This is a genomic window from Lujinxingia sediminis, assembly GCF_004005565.1.
In the GTDB taxonomy this organism is placed as follows: domain Bacteria; phylum Myxococcota_A; class Bradymonadia; order Bradymonadales; family Bradymonadaceae; genus Lujinxingia; species Lujinxingia sediminis.
In genome coordinates this window covers 1-21925 of the sequence record NZ_SADD01000023.1, presented here as the reverse complement: position 1 = coordinate 21925, position 21925 = coordinate 1, and the positions used below count along the sequence as shown (strand labels likewise).

The window sequence follows — 21925 nt, the reverse complement described above, 5'->3', positions numbered from 1 at the left end:
TCGCGCTGAAGACGCGTGGGGGCCTGGCTCTGCCCGGCCTGGCGCGTTGAGGTCGTGTTAGGCGGCCACACACGTGACGTATCACCGGCATCATGCCGACGGGCTGACCTGAGACCGCGCAACATGGCTTATCAGACAGCCGTTTCCTCCCATCACACTCCATTCAATGGTGGTCGTGCGCAGTGATTGCCAAGCGTTGCTCACGAGAAACGTCGCGAGCAAGGCATGAATGCTTACTTTGAGGCGACCCTGGGTCGTTTTGTCGATGACCGACGGTCAGGTTGCGGATGACCGAGGGGCGTTCTGTAGATGACCCTCCGTCGGGTTGCGAATTACCGAGGGTCGCTTCTTGCCGAAACTTCAATCAATCCTCGTCAGTGATTGTGCCCCTTATGCTCATCGGGAACCTCAGGCAGCCCGGGGGGGGCACCATGACTGTGGCCGTGATCATGGCCCTGCTCCAACACTTCCTCAGGCAGAAGATGGCGCGGCACGGCCTTGCCCTCCCGAATCAGACGATCACGCTCAAGACGCTTCTCCAACTCGTTGAGTCGATTGACCACAAGCATACGCTCCGCCCCTTCGGGCAAGAGTCGGGTTGCTCTCTTGTAGTGCTCCAGAGCGCGACGAGGACGCTCCAGCGCGTTGTCGTAGACCTGCCCCAAGCGAGCGTGCAAAGGCCCCGAAGCCTCCATCGGCGCGCCCCGCTTAATCGCCCACTCCATCACATTGGCGGCGTCTTGATGGCGTCCGCGCCGCTGCAACGTGGCCACGTAAGCGTCGAGCCCTTGAAGGTTATTCGGACCGGTCCGAAGGGCTTCCTTGCCTCGCTTAAGCGCAGTATCCAGACGCTGAAGCGCCAGGGACACAAAGGTTCCCTGCGAGAGAAAGCGCGAGTCGTAAGGACGCAACTCTAGCGCTTCTTCAATCAGCGGCTCTCCGAGTCGCGCTTGCCCGGTAAGCGTGTGCGCCAGCGCCTGGTTGAAAAGCACCTCTGCATGCGCAGGATAGAGAAGATGTGCCTCCCGATACTCGGGAATGGCCTCGGCAAATCGGGCTCTGAGCATCAGCTGATCAGCGTGTCCTCGCTCCAGAGATGCCAGCGTATTCATAACGCTCGGACCAATCATTGCCCCTCCGATCAGCGCCGCGACCGCTGCAATCACGGCGCGCCCGGCCAGGCTAGCCTGACCCAGGGTCACATCTCGAGCCCAGGGGATCTGACCAGACAGCCCCGCCGCGCTACGAGCCAGCATCGCCGCAGCTACAGTCCATACGAGCGCCGAACCTCCCAGTTCCAGAAGAGGGCTCCGAAACATCATCAACACCCCCACCACCACGCCAGCTGTCAACGCAACCAGTGTGACACGCGCATCTCCATCCCATCGTCCCGAGCGAGCAGCGGCCCCCACCAGCGCTACAATCCCCAGCAACCATAGTACAAAGAGCGCCACGCCCAGCGTCCCCTGCTCCACGCTGATGCGAGCAAAGTCGCTATGCGGACTCTTAAACGCCGGATAAATCGCGTATTGCTCGCGCACATGCGCATTGCCATCGTGAATGACATCCGTCTGGCGAAGCCACCACCCGCCCGCGCCGTGGCCGATGACGGGTTGTTGAGTGTACATACCTCGGGTCACCGCGTTGAGGTAAGGGCGGTAGTCAGCGTCATAAAGCTCTTCAACGCGATCAATCGCAAAATAGGGCCAACGCACCTGAGCGTCCGAAGGCATATTATCCAGGAAGGCGATGCTGGGACGCACCCGCGGCAGATCGTTGGAATCATTAGGGCTTGTCGGACGATCAAACAACACCAGCCCGGCAACAACGCCGGCCACCAGGACAAGCATCGGCCAGACCAGACGCCCCAAACCAACGCGCCCTCCGCCCGCACTACCACGCCCGGCAACAACGCCAATCAGCAAGGCCAACGTAGCCGCGATCACCACCATCACGACGTCCAGCGGCCTCGCCACCAGGGACAAGTGTACCGTTCCCAGAACAAGCGCCCCAAGCCCCACACCTCGACGCCATTTTCCCGTCCCTTCCAACCCGATTGCCCCCCATACAACCGGCAACGCCACCACATAGTAGGCTGACGCAAACGACATCGTATCAAAGCCACCGGCCACCCCCGGCGAATCCCACACCGGAGTGAGAAGCTCTCCACCTGCCCAATCGTACATCCCCAGCGCAGCGGCTCCAATGACCCCCAGCCCCACCGCAAGCGACCAATCTGCGAAACGTAGCGCCCGTCCAACCGGCGCAACCACAACCCAGGCCAGCGATCCCAGGGCGATCCACATCGACGCGCTGAGCACACCGTAGAGCGGCACGTCACTCCACAAAAAGCTGGCTCCCGCCACACCGAAAAACGCCGCCCCCAGCCCCGCTACACCGACCGCGCTTAGTTGTACCTTGCCTCGTCGGATCAGACCCACTGCCCACACGATCAGAAGCAACGCCGCACCGGGCACGAGCACAGCCTGGCGCCCTCGTTCAAAGTTGGAAAATCCCGTCAACGCCATTACGGGCAGCACTGCGCTCATCACCAACACAATCCAGGTGGAAAGCGAATAGCCCGGCGTCTCTTCATCACGTCGTGTCACTCATGACCTCGTAGGAAAACAATCAATGCACCCCTGGTGCATTGTCTGGCATCGACCCGACCTGCAAGTGCTATGCCGTTATCAATCGCACGTCGCTCCTGCAACATCACACCGCGGGCGTCACATTTCATGGACCTGCGCTTATGAACCCGATGTCTGCTTTGATACGTGATCACCCTGCGCGTCGCTCCAATGCTGCCTCCCGGACGACCCTCGGTCGTACTACGACCCGACCCTGGGTCGTCTCGCGCCACGCTTCTGTGCGATTTTCCTGGCGCCCATCGGTCTCATCGCTCGCCGATTCAGGTCACCCTGATGCGCGCTTCTGCCCGGAGTTCTTCGTGACCGCCGGTCGCTGCACGCCGGTCGTTGCGCGCTACGTTGTAGTGCGACGCACCTACCCTGACAACACGTACAGCGTCGCGCGTTGACACTCCCGCTTATGCCCCCCTAGATTCGAGCGCTGCGCACTGCCCCGACCGGCGTCGCTCCCCCCATCCTGAGCCTTACAATGTCCCACAACACGCCCCCACGCCCCAGAACCTATGTCGTATGGCTGCTCACGTTGCTCTCCCCAGGGCTGGGGCTCGTGTACGCCGGACGACTCGTGGGTGGGGTGGTAATCAACCTCTTCGTTGTCTTGCTCATGCTCTTCGTGGTCATCGCGGTGACCTTCTGGAACCTTGTCCTGGCCTGGGTAGCGCTTGCCATGCTGCTTGCCTGGGCAATGATTGGCCTGCTTGCCGCCTCGCGGGCAGACCAGCTTCTCGCGGAAACCTCATCCGAGTCGCGTCGGGCGTTTCAACATCCACTGATCTACACCCTCATCGCTCTGATGACCTTTGTGGGGCCGGTGGCGATCGTTGTCGACCAATCCCTTCGCCATCTCTGGACCTTCACCCACGTCGACAACCTCGCGCTCTACCCCCTGGCTCTCCCCGGCGACACCCTCTTTGTCCGGCGTGTCCCGGCCCATATCGCTCCGCCCCGACGTGGCGACCTGGTCACGCTTGTCACCCCCGAAACCGGCGCGCCGGCCACCCTTCGCGTGATCGCCGAACCCGGCGAAGAGGTCCAGATGCAAGGCAACACCCTGATCATCGGCGACAAACTCGTCGACTACACCCCGCTGATGCACGAGTGGGTGGGCCAGGCTCAGCTCAACAACGCCCTCGGACTGCGCGCCTGGGTTGAACACAACCACGCTCAGCGCTACGTGGTGGCCATCAGCGACGAGGCCACCCCCGACGCCTCCGTCCCCGGCCTGGCCCTGGGTCCCGACGACTACTTCGTGCTCGCCGACAACCGCAGCCACCTGGCCACGCCCGAACCCCGCGCTTCGCTCACCGCCGATAGCCGACTCTACGGCCCGCTGCCGGCCGACCATATTTTTGGCCGCCCCGTCCACATCGCCTGGTCCAGCGCCCCGGAAAGCGGCACGCCACGCTTCGACCGCATCGGCCTGCCCCTGCACTGAACGCTGAGCACGCCCCTTCCTCGTTTGGCCGGTTGAAATCTTTGGTGCATCTCCTTAGTTTGCCGGGCGCGCCATCCCTTGCGCTTCGCCCTGGCGAGCGCTCCCCCCCTCCCCCGTGTTGTGCTGTATGTCGCCATCGTCTGACTCCTCAACATCCTCTGGACCTCGCCTGGCCACTGTCTCCACTCGGGAGCGTCGCAAGATCCTCTGGGGGTATTTTAAGCGCTACCGCGGCCTCTTTGCCGCCGGCGCCGTGTTTTTACTGCTGACCAACGGACTGGCGCTGGCGATCCCTCAACAGCTGGGAGACGCCGTCCAGCTGATGCGCGACTCGGTTGGCGCCGGCGCAGAGCAACTCGCCGAAACTCGCCAGCAGGTCATTCGCGCGGCCATGATCATCATCGCGCTGGCCATCGGCGCAGGCATCGCTCGCGTCTACAGCCGCACCACAATCTTCAACGCCGGGCGTCACATCGAGTTCGATCTTCGAAACGAACTCTACACCCACCTCGCCCGTCTCACCCCGCGCTTCTACGGGAGTATGCCCACCGGCGACATCACCAGCCGGGTGACCAACGATGTCACCTACGTCCGCCTGCTCTTCGCCATCGCCTTTCTGCATATCGTCAACGCCATCGTCGCCTACACCATCGGAATCCAACGCATGGTAGCCCTTGATCTGGGCCTGACGCTCTGGTGCCTGGCACCCCTTCCACTTCTTCTTCTCGGAATGCGCAGCATCATTCGCGCCCTCTTCGAGCAGACCAAACGCGTGCAAGCCGAGCTCTCCAACATCTCTTCGCGCGTTCAGGAGAATTTAAGTGGCGTCGACGTCATCAAAGCCTACACCCTGCAAGGCCGCGAGATCGCCGACTACACCGGACTCAACACCACCTTCTACGAAGAGAACGTCAAGCTCGCTCGCATCCGAGCGATGCTCAACGCCATGATCGTGCTCATCGCCAACGTGGGCACCCTGGTGGTGCTCATCGTCGGCGCGCAACGCGTCATCGCCGGCACCATGGAACTTGGAACCTTCGTGGAGTTCAACGGCTACGTGGTCGCGCTGGCCTTCCCGACCATCGCGCTGGGATGGGTCTTCGCCGTCTGGCACCGCGGCCTGGCTGCCTTTGAGCGCATCTGCGAGGTACGAAACTACGAGCCCGTCGTCGCCGATCCAGGCTCCCAGGCGTGCAAACTCCCCACGGCCGAAGAACGCACGGCCCTGGGGCATATTGAGCTCGATCACGTCACCTTCGCCTACGATGAGAGCCCGGTCCTCAACGACATCTCGCTCTCCATCCCGGCCGGCTCCACGGTCGCCATCGTTGGCAAAACCGGCAGCGGCAAGTCCACCCTGGTCAAACTTCTGGCCAGACTCTACGACCCGACCGCCGGTCAAATTCGCGTCGACGGAGTGACCTTAACTCAGGCGCCACTTCGGGAGTTACGCTCCGAGATTGGCTTTGTGCCTCAGGAGCCCTTCCTCTTTTCCATGACCATCGGACAGAACATCCGCTTTGGTCTCGACGCCCTGCAGTTCGATGAAACGCTTACCCGCCGCGCCCCCACCGCCCCGCTGATTGAGCGCCTGGGAAGCGGCACCGACGGCTCTGTCACCCAGCAGGATCGTATTAACCAGGCCGTACAAATCGCCGCCCTCGACTCCGACCTCGAAGCCTTCGACAAAGGCCTCGACACCCTCGTAGGTGAGCGCGGCGTAACCCTCTCCGGCGGTCAGAAACAGCGCACCACCATCGCCCGTGCCCTCCTCACCGATCCGCGCATCCTCATCCTTGATGATGCCCTGGCCAGCGTCGACACCCAGACCGAACGCCGAATCCTCAACCACCTCAAAGAGTTGATGCAGGGCCGAACGTCCATCCTCATCACCCACCGCTTCAACGCTCTCACCCAGGTCGATCGCATCTTCGTACTCGACCACGGCGAGCTCATTGAGCAGGGAACCCACGCCCAACTCCTGGAACAGGGCGGCCTCTACGCCGAGATGTACGCACGGCAAAAACTCAGGGAGCAACTCGAATCGTGAGCGCCCCAGAAGATAACAAAAGCGCCGCCAACGACAGCGACGCCACGCAGAAAAACGGACGCCCTCAAAACGCCGCCATCGGCTCGGGCTTCCAGGAGCAGAAGCTCGGCCAGATCACGGACCTCTCCCTGGTCCGCCGGCTGTGGACCTACATGCGTCCCTACCGCTGGCTCTTCTTCCTCTCGCTTCTCTCCATGCCCGCGCTCACCACCGTATCGCTGGTACAGCCCTGGCTCCTGCAGATTGCCATCGACGAGTACCTGATCCCCGGCGAACTCAGCGGTCTTTGGATCGTTCTGGCCGGTTACGCGGCAAGCATTGTCGGAATGGCAGCGCTGACCTTCGGTCAGATGTACGTGACGCAATATGCCGGCCAGAAGGCCCTGCGAGACCTCCGCCAGGAGCTCTTTGAGCACGTCCAGAACCTCTCCTCAGACTTCTTCAGAAAGAACCCCGTCGGCCGGCTGATGTCCCGGATGACCACCGACATTGAGTCGCTTCAGGAGGCCCTCTCCTCCGGTATGATCTCGATGGTCGGCGACATCATCACACTCAGCGCCATCGTCGTCATTCTCCTCTACAAAAACTGGCAGCTCGCCCTGGCCAGCTTTGTGGTCGTGCCTGTGCTCGTCGGGCTCACCGCCATCTTCCGCTATTTTCTGCGCAAAGCCTTTCGCGAGATCCGGGTCAAAATCGCGCGCCTCTATTCCCACCTTCAGGAAAGCATCACTGGCATGAGCGTCATTCAGCTCTTCGTGCGCGAGAACGTCAGCCGCGACGAGTACCGCGATATCAATGCCGACTACCGCGACGCTAACATCCGCTCCATCCGCTACGACGCCTTGCTCTACTCGGTGGTCGAGGCGGTGGGCTCGGTGACCATCGGTGCCATCATCTGGTACGGAAGCGGCCAGGCCTTAGAGGGCGCCATCACCCTGGGCGTGCTCGTGGCCTTTATCGAGTACATGCAGAAGTTCTTTGTGCCCATCCGCGACCTGGCGCAGAAGTACAACTTCCTGCAGAGCGCGATGGCCAGCAGCGAGCGCGTCTTCCAGCTGCTCGACACCCACGAAACCATTCCGCAGCCCGACTCCCCCCGCCCGATCCCGGACGGGGCGCTGACGATCGAATTCGATGACGTCTGGTTCGGCTACGGCAGCGATGACCCCGTACTGCGTGGCCTCTCTTTTAGGGTCAACCCCTGCGAACGTATCGCACTTGTGGGCCACACCGGCGCCGGAAAGACCACGATCATCAAGCTCCTCACCCGTCTCCACGACGTGGAGCGCGGTCGGATCCTGATCAACGGCACCGACATCCGTGAGTTCGATGTCCAGGACCTTCGGCGTAAGTTCGCCGTCGTCCTCCAGGACGTCTTCCTCTTCAGCGATACCGTGCGCAAGAACCTCACCATGGGCGACGACGCCGTCAGCGATGATGCGATTGCCCGCGCCACCGAGCTTGTGCATGCGCAGGAGATGATCGAACGCCTCGAAGGCGGCCTGGACTACCCGGTCAGTGAACGCGGCCAGAACCTCTCCGCCGGCCAGAAACAACTTCTGGCCTTTGCCCGTGCACTCATCCGCAAGCCGGAGGTCCTCATCCTCGACGAGGCCACCGCCAACGTCGATACCGACACCGAAGCACTGATCCAGGATGCCATCGAGCGCATGCTCGCCAGGCAAACCTCCCTGGTCATCGCCCACCGTCTCTCCACCATCCAGCGCGCTGACCGCATCCTCGTCCTGCACAAGGGGCAACTTCTCGAAGAGGGCACCCACCATGATCTCGTCGCCGCCGGCGGGCACTATGCCACCCTCTACCGGCTGCAATACGCCACCGGGGCTGAGATCGCTGCCGAATGCGAGAGCACATCGCGGACCTCTCCGGCATCCTGACCCCGGGGCGAAACGCCTCGCCACCGGGCTGCAGCTCCATCGCACGCTGACTTGACTCCCGGGGCCGCCCCGATAGAGTGGCCGACCCTTATTCAGGCCACAATTTTCGCACCGCCCTGCAACCCCAGGCCCGCGCCGATGTCCCTCGAAGAGAGCTCCACGCCATTTGATCACGACCAGATCGTGGCCGACCTCCAGGCATGCATCCGCGACAAGCGCTGGAGCCAGGTCAAAGACGTGGTTGCCGGCGTCCCCACCGCCGAACTCGCCGACGCCTTCATCACCCTCTCCAAAACCGAAAAGGTGCTGGCCTTCCATGCCCTGCCCCGCTCGTTGGCCGCCGACCTCTTCAGCTACCTGGATCTGGACGAGGCCAACAACCTTCTGGCCGACCTCACCGATGAGCACGCCCGCGACCTCGCCGCCAACCTCAAGCCCGACGACCGGACCCAACTCCTCGAAGAGCTCCCCGGACAGGTGACCCAGCGCCTGCTCAACCTGCTCAGCCCCCAGGACCTGCGCGAAGCCCGCCAGCTTCTCGGCTACCCCGAGGAGAGCGTCGGTCGACTGATGACCCCGGATTACGTCGCGGTGCGCGCCCAGTGGACCATCGCCCGGGCCATCAACCATATTCGCAAAAAGGGTCGCGACTCCGAGATCATCTCGATCGTTTACGTCACCGACGCCCAGTGGCAGCTCATCGACGCGCTGGAACTTCGAAAGCTCATCCTGGCAGACCCCGAGGCCACCGTCGCCTCACTGATGGACAACTCCTTTGTCAGCCTCTCGGCCTTTGACGACCGCGAGGAGGCCGTGCGGGCCCTCTCGCGCTACGACGTCGTCGCCCTTCCGGTCGTCGACTCCGACGGCGTGCTTCTGGGTATCGTCACCGTCGACGACGTGCTCGATGTCGCCGAAGAAGAAGCCACCGAGGACTTCCACAAAGGCGCCGCCGTCAGCCCCCTGGATCGCAGCTACCGGGAGAGCTCCATCTGGGCACTCTTTCAAAAGCGCATCGGCTGGTTGCTCATTCTCGTCGTCGTCAACCTTCTCTCATCCGCCGTGATCTCCGCCTACGAGGAGACGCTGGCCACGGTCATCGCCCTGGCCTTTTTCATTCCCCTGCTCATCGGCAGCGGTGGAAACACCGGTGCCCAGTCCGCCACTCTGATGGTGCGCGCCATCGCCACCGATGATGTGCGTCTCTCCCAGTGGTTTAGCTGTGTGAGCAAGGAGATCGTCGTGGGCCTGAGCCTGGGCGCGGCCATGGGCCTGGCAAGCGCAGTACTGGGGCTCTTTCGCGGCGGCTGGATGCTCGGCGTCGTCGTCGGACTCTCCATGCTCGGCATCGTCCTGGTGGCCAACCTGGTCGGCACCATCTTGCCTTTCATCCTTACCCGCGCCCGCGTCGACCCGGCCATCGCCTCCAGCCCGCTGATCACCACGATCGCCGATGCCAGCGGCCTGCTTATCTACTTTGGCACCGCATCCTTCTTCATCAAGATGGGACTTATCGGCTAAACCGCGCCTTGACGACGTGCCGCGTTGACAAAAGGTGTTCAAACGCCGCGCTTTAAGCTAAACCATCGCACGATCGACAGCTGCGCCACCCCGAACTCGGGGTCGGCTCCTCTTCTCTCTGCCCCAGAACCTTCATGACCGATCTGCCCCACGACCTCCCCTCCGATGACGCCGCCCCCCACGAAGCCGACATCACCCGGCTGACCGTCGACGGAAAGTCCATCACGCTTATCGGCACCGCGCATATCTCTCAGGAATCGGTGGAGACCGTGCGCCGCATCCTCTCCGCCGAAAAACCCGAAACGGTCTGTGTGGAGCTCGACAGCGAACGCTTCAAAGCGCTGACCGAAGAGCAGAACTTTCAGGATCTGAACCTGCGCGAGGTGATTCGCAAAGGTCAGCTCACCTTCTTGATGGCGCGCCTGGCCCTGATGGCCTTCCAGCGCCGCATGGGCAGCTACACCGGCGTGAAACCCGGAGCGGAGATGGCCGCCGCTATCGAACTGGCCGATGAGCTGGGCCTGGAGGTCGAGCTCGTCGACCGCAACGTACGCACGACGCTCTTGCGCGCCTGGCGCAAAACCTCGTTCTGGCGCCGCTCCGCCGTCGCGATGAGCCTGCTTGCCGGCGTCTTCGATCGCAATGAGATGGGCGAAGAGGAGCTCGCTGAGCTTCGCCAGTCCCATAACATCGGGGCCATCCTCGATGAGCTCGGTGAGGCGATGCCCTCGGTGAAGACCGTGCTTGTCGACGAGCGCGATCTCTTTATGGCGCATCATATCCGTAACGCCCCGGGGCAGACCATCGCCGCGGTCGTCGGAGCTGCGCACGTTCCCGGACTGGTCCGCCGCCTTAACGCCACCGACACCCCCGAGGAGGCCCGCGAAGTCGACGTGGTCCCGCCCCGATCGACCTTCTCGCGGATGCTCCCCTGGCTTGTCCCGGCGATCGTCATCGCCGTGTTCATCCTGGGGTTCTTCCGCGCCGACCCCGGCGAGTTTCAAAACGCGGCCATCGCCTGGGTGCTGGCCAACGGATCACTCTCAGCGCTGGGCACACTGGTGGCCCTGGGTCACCCCTTGACCATCATCGCCGCCTTTATTGCCGCGCCAATCACCTCGCTCAACCCCACCATCGGCGCGGGCATGGTCACAGCCTTTGTACAGACCTTCGTGGCACCTCCCAAAGTGCGCGATCTGGAGAACATCGGCGACGACATCGCCGACTGGCGCGGCTGGTGGTCCAACCGCCTGGCCCGCATCTTCCTGGTCTTCTTCCTCTCCTCGCTCGGCAGCAGCCTGGGCACCTTCGTGGCCTTCGGCTGGCTCAAGAACCTCGTTTAATCGCGCCGATGGGAGAAGGTTTAGACGAGGAACCAATAGCCCCTCCGTCACCAAAACAGACGACCTACGGTCATTCAAAAGCACGACCCACGGTCACCAAAAAAGACGACCCACGGTCACCAAAAAGCACGACCCACGGTCATTCAAAAGCACGACCCACGGTCATCCAAAAGACGACCCACGGTCATTCAAAACACGACCCACGGTCATTCAAAACACGACCTACGGTCACTCAAAAGACGACCCACGGTCATCCAAAAGACGACCCTCGGTCACCAAAAAACACGACCCTCGGTCACCAAAAAACACGACCCTCGGTCACCAAAAAACACGACCCTCGGTCACCAAAAAACACAACCCTCGGTCACCAAAAAACACGACCCGGACATCTTCGTGGCCGTCGGCTGGATCAAGATCCTCTTCCAGAAATTCTCCGCAGCAGAACCGGGGCGTTCGAGCGCCGCTTTCGACGTTTGGGTTCTCAAAACACGGCCACGGCTGCCGATCTCCCGCCGTCACATCTCAAAGTACGTGCACGGCCCTCGCTCTTGTGCCTCCACAGCCCAAAACACATGCTTAAACCTCGCTCTCGTCTTTCGAGTTCTCAAAGCATGTGCGCGGCTGCCGATCTTCTCGTTTGAGCTCTCAAAACGCGTTGGCGCCCGTCGCACACCCGTTTTGAAACGCGACGTCACCTCTCCGACCCTCGCACACCCGTTTTGACACGCGACGTCGCCTCTCCGGCCGATCTCTAGTTCAGCGGTAAAATCTCACGCAAATAAGCGCTGTTCTGAGGGTTAAACACCGCCGGTCCCTCCCCATCGAGCTCCGCCCGCTGCTCAAAGCTGCGTTCGGAGCCCGCATCCATAATAAACCCGCCTGGCTCGGCATTATGAAAGATCGTGCCCGGAGCCTCCCAGTCGCCCGGAAGATGCGTCAGCCCCAGGGAGTGGCCGATCTCGTGCACCATTGTATTTCCGATGACATTTCCAGCCACGCGCACCGCCTCCTCGATCTGCACCGACCTGGGGCCATGTCCCACCTCCGAGCCCCGCACAGCCTCCCCGCCCAACCCCGGCATAAAGGGCCCGAACACCCGATCAAAATGCTCCGACGCGTCCCGATTCCCCGGCGTGAGCGTCGGACTGAAGTAAGTGAAGGACTCCACAAACACCCCGCCAAAGAGCACGTTGAAGCTCTCCCCACTCTGGCGATTGATGCCCCCGAGGTAGTCATTGAGATAGAGGTTTCCGGTATCTTTGGCCTGATCGTTAAACGTGTTGTCATAACCAAACGCCCGGTTTCCCGAGGGATCCGGCCCGCCCATCTCCACCACCGCGTAGTCGGAAAAATCTTCGGGCTCATCCTCGACAAAGACGATATTCACCCCGGCAAAGTCGCGGCGCGCCACCTCCAGGATGCGATCGCGAATCTCCCGCTCCACATTGCCGAGTCCAAAGGTGTCCAGCGCCCGACTAAAGGCCGGCAAATACTTCAGCCAGACCACCTGCCGGGTCGGCAGCACCTCAAAACGCCCCTGCCAGCCCACGCCTACTGATTCGCCAGCACTATCAAAGACAATCGGGGTGATGCTCCCCTCGAAGACGCCCGGCGTAGCTCCCAGCCCTTCAAGCGTGCGCCCTTCCACGCTGTACCAGACCTCCTGGCGCAAGAGCTCATCACTGCGCACCTCGTCAACCGCCCGCTCCAGGGCGCGACTTCCCTCAAAACTCATCTGCGGCGCGCCGGGAGCGGCAGGCTCAAAGATCCCTTCGTAGCGCAGGATCATCCCGTAGCCCTGCCCGGCCCCCAACAAACCGCGTCCCCGCATCGTCACGATCTGCCCCCGGCTCGCCGCAACGGGTTCCAACGATGCGAGCAAAGTCGGCTGAAGGGCCCCTCCAAACTCAAGCTCAGACTGACCCCGGGTCGTCCCGGCCTCCCCGCGAAGTTCGTTCTCCAGACGCACCCTCACCTCATACGCCCCCGGGTGCACACCGAAGATGGCCGGCTCCAGACGGAGCTCAGCACGCTCCCGGCTGCCCGACCAGCGCACCGGCAGCCGCTCCCCGACCAGATCGCGACGCCCCCCGGGGGTCGCCTCCACAAAGCCCTGCTCGATCACCGCCCAGGTCTGCCCCTCTTCCGGGCGCAACACCCCGTGACCTTCCAGACGCAATGAACCGTTAACAAAGGTGGGTGCCTCGCCATCGACCGAGAGCTGAGGACCAAGCGAGCGCACAAAACGCATCCGCGCCCCGGCAAACTCTCCGCGGGCGACCTCCCCGACCTCGTCACGCAGGCTGACCTCCACGCTCATCAAAGCGAACCACTCCGGCACCTCCGGCGCCCTCGGCCATAGCCACTGCTGGGCGTCGATGATCACATAAAGAGCCCCCACATCACCGCGACGCTGCGGCTCGGCGCTCAAGCTCACCTCAAAGCGCTCCCCCCCCTCAATCTCGCCGCGCAGGGTCACCCGGGCCTGGTCTGCCACGATGCGCTCGGAGCCGATAAGCTCCAGTTTCAGCTGGGAGGTCGGAACCACCAGACGTTGCTCCAACTCCGGCGTCACCCCCACAACGGGGCGAGCCTGCTCCGCTGGAGCGTCCTCGCCGGAACATCCCGCGAACACCAGGAACATCGTCGCCGCTGCCCCCAGCGCCCAAACACTCGAGCTCGCCACCTCTCTCATCTCCTGCCTTACGCCATAGCCTAGAGCGGGCGCGCCTCACGCACCCGGGTCGGAAGATCCTCGCGATCGATCACATCATAACGTGCCTGCAACACCGCCATTCGCACGACCTCCACGACTTCTTGAACCTCACCGGGATAGCGGTACGCCAGCAACGCTTCAAGCGCTGTCCGTGAGAACCCCTCGATCTCCCGACCATAGCGGGCCGTCCACTCCCCAAGCCAGAAGTCAAAGACCGCCCGCTGAATGGTCGTCCGACGACCAAACGCCGGAACGATTACCTCGCGATGCCCCAGCGCTTCCTGCAACACCCCGGAGTAGAGCTCCAGCACACTACGCTCCTCGGCGTCCGGCGCGTCAAACGCCAGGCACAGGCGCACCCCGGCCTCCTCGCACTGATGAGAAAGCGCTACGATACGAACTTCATCGAGAAGTTGCGCGCGCTCAATCAGCAGCGTCCCCCGGCCCTTTTCAAAGATCGCGCTCTTCAAGAGCCCCGGCCCCCGCCCTCCGCCGGCCTCACCAAGGACGCGATCCAGGATCCCCATCGCGCCCTCATCGCTGCATCGCACCACGCGCATGGCCTCTTCAGGCCCACCGCCCAGCGCATGAGCCAGCCTGGCAACCATCGACTTACCCACCCCGATCGCCCCGCCCAACACGATGGGCTCGGGGGTCTCCATCAAGAAGGTCAGCCCGTCGACCAGTTCCGGCTCCACCAGTCGCGTGGCGATCTCAACCGGCCAGACGTCAGCGGGCTGCGTCAAACGAAAGAGCACCTCTTCGGCACGTGCCAGGTCGCGCTCCTCTTCGAGCGTCTTCACCCTGGCGAGCGCCTCATCGCGCTCCTCCGCCACCCGCGCCGCGCCCATCTCCGCAGCCTCAATCCCGGCGCGAAGCTCGGCCAGGTCCGGCCCCTTCTCCAACTCAAGCTCCCGACGTCGCTCCAGGGCAGCGCCCTCCAGAAGTTCGATCATCGCCGCTGACCACAGAGGAGCACTCCACGCCGCCGTCGACACATCCAGTGCCTGCGGGGAAATCGCCGCTTCCGGGTCGCCCTCCTCAGCACTCCAGAATCCCAGCAACACCATCTCCGCGCCCCCGGCCAACTCAAGACATCCCCGCATCGCGGGTAGTCGCTGAGCCATCGACAGCCGTAGAACATCCGCAATCCCGACCATCGGATGCGTCTCATCAGCCTCCGGCATTGGAATTTGATAACCTTCAGCCAGAAGAATATCCACCGCATCAGCAACCTCCGCTCGCGCCGGTCGCACCGAAAGCGTGCCTTCCTCCTCAAGGCACAGCTCAAACGCCTGCCCGGGCAATCGCCCCACAAGGCGCAGCTCACTTCCGGGAACCTCCACCCCAACCTCTCGCAGATACCCGTAGAGCAACTCCTGACGCGAGCGCTCATCGGCGATATCCCCCAAAGCCGACCGCACTCCGTACTTCAACCCGTAGAGGTAGTCGCCAAACCACACCATGGAGGGAATCAGTACTGCAAACCAACGCCAGCGATCCTCCTCAAAGGCCACCGGCTCCATGCCCGCGGCGACCACGCAGGCAAAAAGCCCCAGGACCACCACCCCGGTGAGATATCCGTAGCGCTCGCCAAGACCGCCGGCCTGCCCCGACTCAAAGCCCTGGGCACTGATCTCATAGATCACAAAAAGGCCGGCCATGATCGCAGCCGCGTGAAGCGCCACCTCCACATTCTGCAGGTAGCCGGCGTGAAGCAACACAATCAGCAACACCGCCACCAGCGCTCCCACCCCCATCAGGCTCGCGCCACTTCCCAATCCCCGATGACTGTCCACCTGACGACGCGCATACATCGCCATCGGCCGCATCACGACCAGACTCACGATCACCCCCGAGGCCAGTACCTGGTCGGCCAGCAACCACTGATAACCGTAGGCCAGTAAATAGAGCCAGGCCAACGCCACCGTCTCCAGAGCAATCAGGTAAACCGAGCGCGGTGGCAGAATCCAGGAGTAGCGCCACCACAATACCAGGATCGCCGCCAACGCCAGTCCAAAGGTCAGCCACAGTCCCGGATGCACCCGGGAGTCGCCCAGACGCATCTGTCCGGAGAAAATCGCGTTGGGACGCTCCAACCCCAGCAACGCATCATTGCGGCTGGCAACCACACTGCGAAGGCCCTCCGGGCCCACTCTGCCCGGCAGCAAGCGCCCGTCAATCTCCACCAGCCGATCATTCGGCTCAACCCCCGGCGGAAGCTCCCGGGGATCAAACCCCTCACCCTGCACCGTCACCGAAAAGCGATGCAAGGGTCGAAGAATCTGATAGTTAAGCAGTCGTGCTTCCCCATCTTCGGTTTCCACCTCAACGGCCGACTCTGTCATCGCAGGCAAAAGTGTGCGTAGATGCCGAAGATCCTCGAGCGCCATTCCCTCCACCGCGACCAATCGATCGCCCCGCTGAAAATTCTGCGCATCACTGCCCGGGGCGCGCTCTACAGCCACCTGCCGAATCGTCAGCTCCGGGCCGATCGTTACCCCCAGATCGGGAAGACCTGTAAGCCTGCCCCAGATCACCAACGCACTCAAAAAGCCCAGCGCCAATACGGCAAGCCAGGCTCCGATATGTCCTCGTTCTTTCATCGTTTTTTTGTGCTCGTGCTTAATTTTTTGTGTCGCCCGGGCATCATTCAACCCCGGTTGCCGCACCTCAACCAACACTTTATGATCGCAGGCGCTGACTCTCGCCCACCCTACTTGGGAACGGGAACAAACGGAACAGTCCTCTTGCCCCCTCCCCACCTATGATTCGGCTCACTCTTCTCCTCTCCTCGACGCTGCTATGGGCGAGTTGCGCTTCGACCGCGCCGCCTCCGCTCGTGACGCCTTTGGCCCCAACGTCGCCCGCGCCCGTGCAAACGTCTCCTCCCGCTGATGAATCCCTCCCGGACAGGGTGCCACCTGAGGCGCTGACGCTGGCAATTCGCCAGGTCCATGACGCGCTGGAGGAGAGTGCCCGAAGTGTCGGCAGCGTCTGGGGACTTCCTCACGAGCCGCTCGATGCCTTTGCCATTCTTGATCCCGAACGCCGTCCCTCGGGCTCGCTATCGCTTGGCACCATCCGTCAGGGACGCCTCCTCCAGCCTGCCACCCTGGCCGCCGAGGGGCCCTATCACAGCATCATCGAACGCCACCGCAGCCGAAACACCCATTTCGGCACCCGCGAGATTATCGCCGCCGTAGAGCTCGCCGCCGAGCGGGTCGCTCTGGAGTTCGGCGGCGCCCCCTTACGGGTCGGCAACATTGCCTTCGCCCACGGCGGACCTATCCCCTGGAGTAGCTCCCACCAGGCTGGCCGAGATGTCGATCTGGCGTTCTATGCGCTCGATTCTCAAGGTCACTCGGTGCCCACCCCCGACCTTATCCACTTCGATGACGAAGGCCACGCCGACGGCTACCCACTCACCTTCGATGTCGCCCGCAACTGGGCGCTGGCCCGTGCGCTCCTCACCGATCCCGAGATTCGCGTGCAATGGCTCTTTGTCAGCGAAGGCCTCAAACGTCTGATGCTCGATCACGCCGTAGCGACTGGCGAGCCTGCCGACCTTATTGAGCGCGCCTCCGCGGTGCTTCATCAGCCGACCGATGCGCCCCCGCACGCCGACCATCTTCACGTGCGCATCGGCTGCCCCCTGGACGACCGCCTGGAGGGCTGCCAGGACTGGGGCCCACGCTGGCCCTGGTACGACTGGAATGACGAGCGTGTGCTCGCCAGGGCGCTTGCGCTTCGTCCTGCCCTCAGCGGCAACGATCCCGAGATCGCCCGACGCGCTCTCGACTTCCTGGAACAACTCAAGCCCCCTATGGCCGGTGAGCTCATCCTCTTTCATAGCTTCGATGTGCCCCACGCTGAACTGCACGAGCGCGCCATCGAACTTCTCCAAAAGATGCCTCCCCGCACCCGGGCCGGCGCACTGGCCATCGCCCGGCACCTGAGGCGAAGCGACCTTCCCCAAACCGCACGCCGACCGCTCTACAACACCTTGGCAGCCGCATCCACGGCCGATGCTTTCGAAGTCGCTCGAGCTCGCCTCTTCGACGATTCACTACCTCTCGACGAGCGAATGCTCGCCGCGAACTCACTTCGCTTCGATCTCTCCCCGGACCTTGTCACACCACTCCTCGCAGAGCTCCAACGCTCCCCCCCTCCGCTGCGCGCTCGCCTGGCCGAACTCCTCTACCGCGTCACCGCACGTTATGACGGCCTGAACTGGGCTGTCGCCAGCACCGACGATCAACGCCAGGCGCTGGCGCAATGGCATCAATGGTGGGACCAACATCGCGACCTCCCGCGCCAGCAATGGCTTGAGCAGAGCCTGGCGAACCTGGCGATCACCGCTTCCTGGGGCGACTTGCACCACGTCGACACCCTGATCTCTCAGCTCCCCGAACTTCACCCGGCGCTGGCGATGAACCTGAGCCACATCATCAGCGAATGGACCGGACGCTGGGCCCCGCGAGACTTCGATTCGCCTGCCGACGCCCACCGATACTGGACGCGCTGGTGGGGTAAAAACCGCGATCGCATGCTCCAGAAATCTCAGCCCCAGGCCTGGCGCTGATCACGATCTAAACACAAAAAAAGACCGGCCGGAGCCGGTCTTTTACATTCTCTGAATCTGACGTAGCGCCCTACTCCAGATTCTTGAGCCTTTTAAGGTTGCCCATCACCTTTTCATATTCGATCTCCCAGGCCGCCGAACCTTCTTCAAGGTTCTTGATCTTGCCCCGAACCTCCTGATCAAGCTCTTCCTGCACGTTGGTATGACGCTTCAGGATCGGGTTGATCTTGCGGCGAAGGTCGTTATCCGTCGAATAGACCTCATCGACGAAGTTCGAATGAAAGAACGTCTCAATGATCTGCGAAATAATATAGCCCAGCGGATCATCGCTCAGCTCAATGCCCTTGGCCTTGGCCAACTTACGCTTTTCACGGCCCACACTGCTGTCGCCATACTTCATGGCGATATCTTTGGCCCGCTCCGTCAGCTCGCGATCGAGCCGAATGTACTCGCGGAGCACCGACTGAATGTCCAGCTCCACTTCGGGGAGATTCTCCGACGCGATCTCGAGATCACCGGCCCGGGTCAACGTACGGATAATTTCTTCCGCAATGACCGGTACCTGCCCGCCATATAAGCGCATAACGCCTCCAGATGGTCCGAACGCACCCGGCATAACTCCGGGACTCCGGTGGCGTCCGACGAATCCAGGCAAAGTTCACCGGGATTCGAAACTTTTCGTCCGTCTAACGAGTGGCTTTTTTTGCACCTTTACTCGCAGATTACAAGGATAATTTTAACAACCGGTATTTTCCTATCCGGTCGATCCATCAAACGCATCCCGAAAACGATATCGTCCCGCTAAGCTGGGATTGCGCATCGACCTCATGACACCCATGGCACCCATCACCTACCCGCCCCTGGTAACCGTCATCCACGACGATCGCGCATGTACATCGGGTGCTGCTGCCACTGACCCGAAATTGAATAGCCTCGGTTACCCCGCGTCCAAGGAGCACGCAGTAGCCTCGGGCGCAGCCGCCCCCTAACATATGTCGCAATGCAGAACGCCAACCTCTAGTGAGTGGAGACCCACCATGTCGACCTTCGCCTCAGCCTCTCCCCCATGTACCCCTGACCGCAGGTCTGCGCTGAGTTCGACGTTACGCTGGCTGACCCTGACGGCCTTCTTTGTGCTCTTTTCCCAGGGGTGCCTGGGTTGCGACGATCGCAGCAATCAGGAGGTCGATTGCTCACTCGCCGGAGAGTGCGCCACGTGTGAGCTCGATGACGACTGCAGCATGGGCTCGATCTGCCGGCTTGGCACCTGCACCCTTCCCTGCGCCTCCGACAACGATTGCGGCGCCGACCAGATCTGCGCCCGCGGCCGGTATTGCATCGCGATTCCCGAGGACGTCACCTCCTGTACCGTGAACAGCGAATGCGCCTCGCGCCGTTGCGACGAAGGCACCTGCGTACCTGCCGACCGCTGCTCCGTGGACAGCGATTGCTTCGAGATGGAATTCTGCAGTCTGGACGGCTTCTGTGTCCCCCAATGTCAGGCTTCGCTGGAGTGTCCTGGCAGCGAGATCTGCTTTGAAGGTCGCTGTGTCATCGGCGGAGGCTGCGAAAACGACGAAGACTGCGGTGAGTTGGGCGTATGTTCCGAAAGCGGAAGCTGCGCAGTTGCCTGTGAGTCCGACGCCGAGTGTGGCACCGACGCGGCCTGCTTCGAAGGCCGTTGCTCCGCCGGCTGCACCTCCAATAGTCAATGCGGCGAGTCCGGCGTCTGCTTCCGGGGCGCATGCGTCAGCGCCGACCCTGATGACCCCACCCGTCCTGCTCCGGACCCCGGTGACGAACCCGATGTCGAAGCTCCAGGAGAAGACGTCGACCCCCATCCGGATGCCAATATCCCCGACGATGCAGGAACCCATCCCGACGAGGCTCCCTCCCCCGACCGCGACGACGCCCAGGAGTGCACAACCTCCGACGATTGCGGTTCCAACGCCAGCTGCGAAGACGGTCTCTGCGTCGCCGTGGGCATCTGCCAGAGCAACGCCGACTGCTCCGAAGGCTCCACCTGCCAGCGTGGCCGCTGCCGCCTGGGATGCGAGGAAGACGATCACTGCCGCACTGGCGAATACTGCACCGATCAGGGGGCATGCGCACCTGTCGAGGAGCCTGACCTTAGCTGCCGATCCAGCAGCGAATGCGGCCCCTGTGAAACCTGCATCTCAGGCTCCTGTCAGATCGTCGACCAGCTCTGCGTCACCGATGCCCAGTGTGGCATCGGCAAAGACTGCGAACGCGGCTTCTGTCACTACGAATGCGTCGCGAACACGGACTGCCCCTACAGCCATTTCTGTGATGCTGGCACCTGCCGAGCGGCCGATAACCCCGCTGCCTGTACCACACGCTCCGACTGCGGCTCTCAGGAAAGCTGCATCAACGGCTGGTGCTACGACCACTGCGGTACCGATAGCGACTGCGGCGACCAGATGCTCTGCGACCAGGGTGTCTGCCAGCCCGACTACCGCCCCGGTCCCGAATGTACGGGGGCCGGACAGTGTGGCCCCGGAGCAACCTGTGTCAGCGGTGTCTGCACCATCAGCTGCGGCAGTGACACCGACTGCACCTTCGGCGCCGGAGCCTGCGAGTTCGGCTACTGCGCACGTTAATCGCTGAGTCGCCCCGCACCACACTGGCGAAAAGGCCTCCGCCCTACAGGCGGGGGCCTTTTGCGTTTCTCAATCATGCACCAATACGCCCAATACCCGCTCAAAACGCGAACGCTACGGCCAAAAAATCACAAAAAAGGCGAACCAGCAACGCCTCCCTGGCAGCGCTCCAACGTGGATAGCCACGTACCCTACACAACGCATTTCCGGATGAGTTCCTGCTCGATCATGGGTCCTGTCGCACCGAAACGCACCACCCAGATATGCCTCACCCGCAGGTAAAAGCTGTACTCCAGAACCTTAGTCACCCAACGTTCAATAATGACCTATCAAGGCGAATATTCGGAACGCTTGAGATGGCCTAAAAGGCACCACGAAAAAGTTGTCGCTTCATTAAAGTCGCCCGACCACCTTCATCGTAGTCCCGATCAACGAAGGCCTTTGATAAGAAGAACTCTCGTCGCTTTAACTCCCGCCATCCCCGCCCCACACGGGCCAACCACCTACTTGGGGCATACTGCCCCACTCGACCGAGGCTATGACAACCTCCAGAGGCGACCCTGGGTCAGGTTCACCCCCGACGCTATGACAACCTCCAGAGGCGACCCTGGGTCAGGTTCACCCGGGTCAGGTTCACCCCCGACGCTATGACAACCTCCAGAGGCGACCCTGGGTCAGGTTCACCCCCAAATCAGGTTCACCGCAGCAGCCCCCACGCTCTCTGGCTCCCGTTATCCCCGACCAACCTCGTCATTCCATACCGCCGGTTCGAACCCCTGGCACCCGTTCATCGCACCCGATCGAACCCCTGGCACCCGATCTTCCCGCCCGATCGAACCCCTGGCACCCCTTCATCGGAATCGCCCCCTCCAGCTATCCCACCGAATCCGCACCAACTCGCCTTCCCCACACGCCACTTCCCCGACGTCAAAACACAAAAAAGCCCGCCCCCTTCTACGTATGTAGAAGGGGGCGGGCTTTGTAATGAAATGGTTGGCAGCGACCTACTCTCCCACGACCTCTCGGTCGCAGTACCATCGGCGCTGGAGAGCTTAACTTCCGAGTTCGAGATGGAATCGGGTGGACCCTCTCCGCTCTAGCCACC

11 protein-coding genes and 1 rRNA gene are annotated in these 21925 nt (G+C 62.3%); 7 read left to right on the top strand and 5 right to left on the bottom strand.

The features are described 5' to 3' along the window. Nucleotides 1–374 precede the first annotated feature (374 nt). Complete coding sequence (locus EA187_RS19880) at nt 375–2609, bottom strand: hypothetical protein (RefSeq protein WP_127781439.1); 2235 nt, start codon at nt 2607–2609, stop codon at nt 375–377. Nucleotides 2610–3216: 607 nt separating this feature from the next. On the opposite strand from EA187_RS19880, the gene lepB reads away from it, so the two are divergent. From lepB to EA187_RS19855, 5 genes are all read left to right on the top strand, one after another. Then, nucleotides 3217–4086, top strand: a complete 870-nt coding sequence (gene lepB / locus EA187_RS19875; RefSeq protein WP_164856435.1) for a signal peptidase I — start codon at nt 3217–3219, stop codon at nt 4084–4086. A 127-nt stretch (nt 4087–4213) separates the two neighbouring features. Then, entirely contained in the window at nt 4214–6136 is a 1923-nt protein-coding gene (locus EA187_RS19870) for an ABC transporter ATP-binding protein (RefSeq protein WP_127781438.1), read from the top strand. Further along, nucleotides 6133–8034 (top strand): ABC transporter ATP-binding protein, encoded by a 1902-nt coding sequence (locus EA187_RS19865; protein ID WP_127781437.1) that lies wholly within the window; start codon nt 6133–6135, stop codon nt 8032–8034. The genes EA187_RS19870 and EA187_RS19865 overlap by 4 nt, the downstream gene beginning before the upstream one ends. 138 nt (nt 8035–8172) lie before the next feature. After that, nucleotides 8173–9555, top strand: a complete 1383-nt coding sequence (gene mgtE, locus EA187_RS19860) for a magnesium transporter (RefSeq protein WP_115608454.1) — start codon at nt 8173–8175, stop codon at nt 9553–9555. Between the two features lie 134 nt (nt 9556–9689). Beyond that, nucleotides 9690–10898 carry a TraB/GumN family protein gene (locus tag EA187_RS19855; RefSeq protein ID WP_127781436.1) on the top strand — a complete coding sequence of 403 codons (1209 nt, stop codon included), beginning with the start codon at nt 9690–9692 and terminating at the stop codon, nt 10896–10898. Nucleotides 10899–11649: 751 nt separating this feature from the next. Here EA187_RS19855 and EA187_RS19850 read toward each other — a convergent pair. Both EA187_RS19850 and EA187_RS19845 read right to left on the bottom strand, forming a co-directional pair. Then, entirely contained in the window at nt 11650–13584 is a 1935-nt protein-coding gene (locus EA187_RS19850) for a zinc metalloprotease (RefSeq protein ID WP_127781435.1), read from the bottom strand. A gap of 29 nt (nt 13585–13613) precedes the next feature. Further along, entirely contained in the window at nt 13614–16220 is a 2607-nt protein-coding gene (locus EA187_RS19845) for an AAA-type ATPase lid domain-containing protein (RefSeq protein ID WP_127781434.1), read from the bottom strand. A gap of 311 nt (nt 16221–16531) precedes the next feature. Between EA187_RS19845 and EA187_RS19840 the strand changes: the two genes are divergently transcribed. Further along, nucleotides 16532–18199: a penicillin-insensitive murein endopeptidase gene (locus EA187_RS19840; RefSeq protein WP_164856434.1), complete on the top strand. Its 1668-nt coding sequence runs from the start codon at nt 16532–16534 to the stop codon at nt 18197–18199. 70 nt (nt 18200–18269) lie between these two features. Here the strand turns inward: EA187_RS19840 and EA187_RS19835 are convergent, their stop codons facing one another. Beyond that, on the bottom strand, nt 18270–18782 hold the full coding sequence (locus EA187_RS19835; RefSeq protein ID WP_164856433.1) for a DUF507 family protein: 513 nt from the start codon (nt 18780–18782) through the stop codon (nt 18270–18272). Between the two features lie 454 nt (nt 18783–19236). Here EA187_RS19835 and EA187_RS19830 point away from each other — a divergent pair, with 454 nt between their 5' ends. After that, nucleotides 19237–20820: a DUF7107 domain-containing protein gene (locus tag EA187_RS19830; RefSeq protein WP_127781432.1), complete on the top strand. Its 1584-nt coding sequence runs from the start codon at nt 19237–19239 to the stop codon at nt 20818–20820. 991 nt (nt 20821–21811) lie between these two features. On the opposite strand, the gene rrf is transcribed toward EA187_RS19830, so the two are convergent. After that, nucleotides 21812–21925, bottom strand: a 5S ribosomal RNA gene (gene rrf / locus EA187_RS19825); the annotation flags it as partial.

What these genes read in the sequence shown, in the direction of transcription:
- EA187_RS19870 (WP_127781438.1), top strand. Translation starts at nt 4,214, where the DNA reads ATGTCGCCATCGTCTGACTCCTCAACATCCTCTGGACCTCGCCTGGCC.
- EA187_RS19845 (WP_127781434.1), bottom strand. Translation starts at nt 16,220, where the DNA reads ATGAAAGAACGAGGACATATCGGAGCCTGGCTTGCCGTATTGGCGCTG.
- EA187_RS19835 (WP_164856433.1), bottom strand. Translation starts at nt 18,782, where the DNA reads ATGCGCTTATATGGCGGGCAGGTACCGGTCATTGCGGAAGAAATTATC.
- EA187_RS19830 (WP_127781432.1), top strand. Translation starts at nt 19,237, where the DNA reads ATGTCGACCTTCGCCTCAGCCTCTCCCCCATGTACCCCTGACCGCAGG.
- EA187_RS19855 (WP_127781436.1), top strand. Translation starts at nt 9,690, where the DNA reads ATGACCGATCTGCCCCACGACCTCCCCTCCGATGACGCCGCCCCCCAC.
- mgtE (WP_115608454.1), top strand. Translation starts at nt 8,173, where the DNA reads ATGTCCCTCGAAGAGAGCTCCACGCCATTTGATCACGACCAGATCGTG.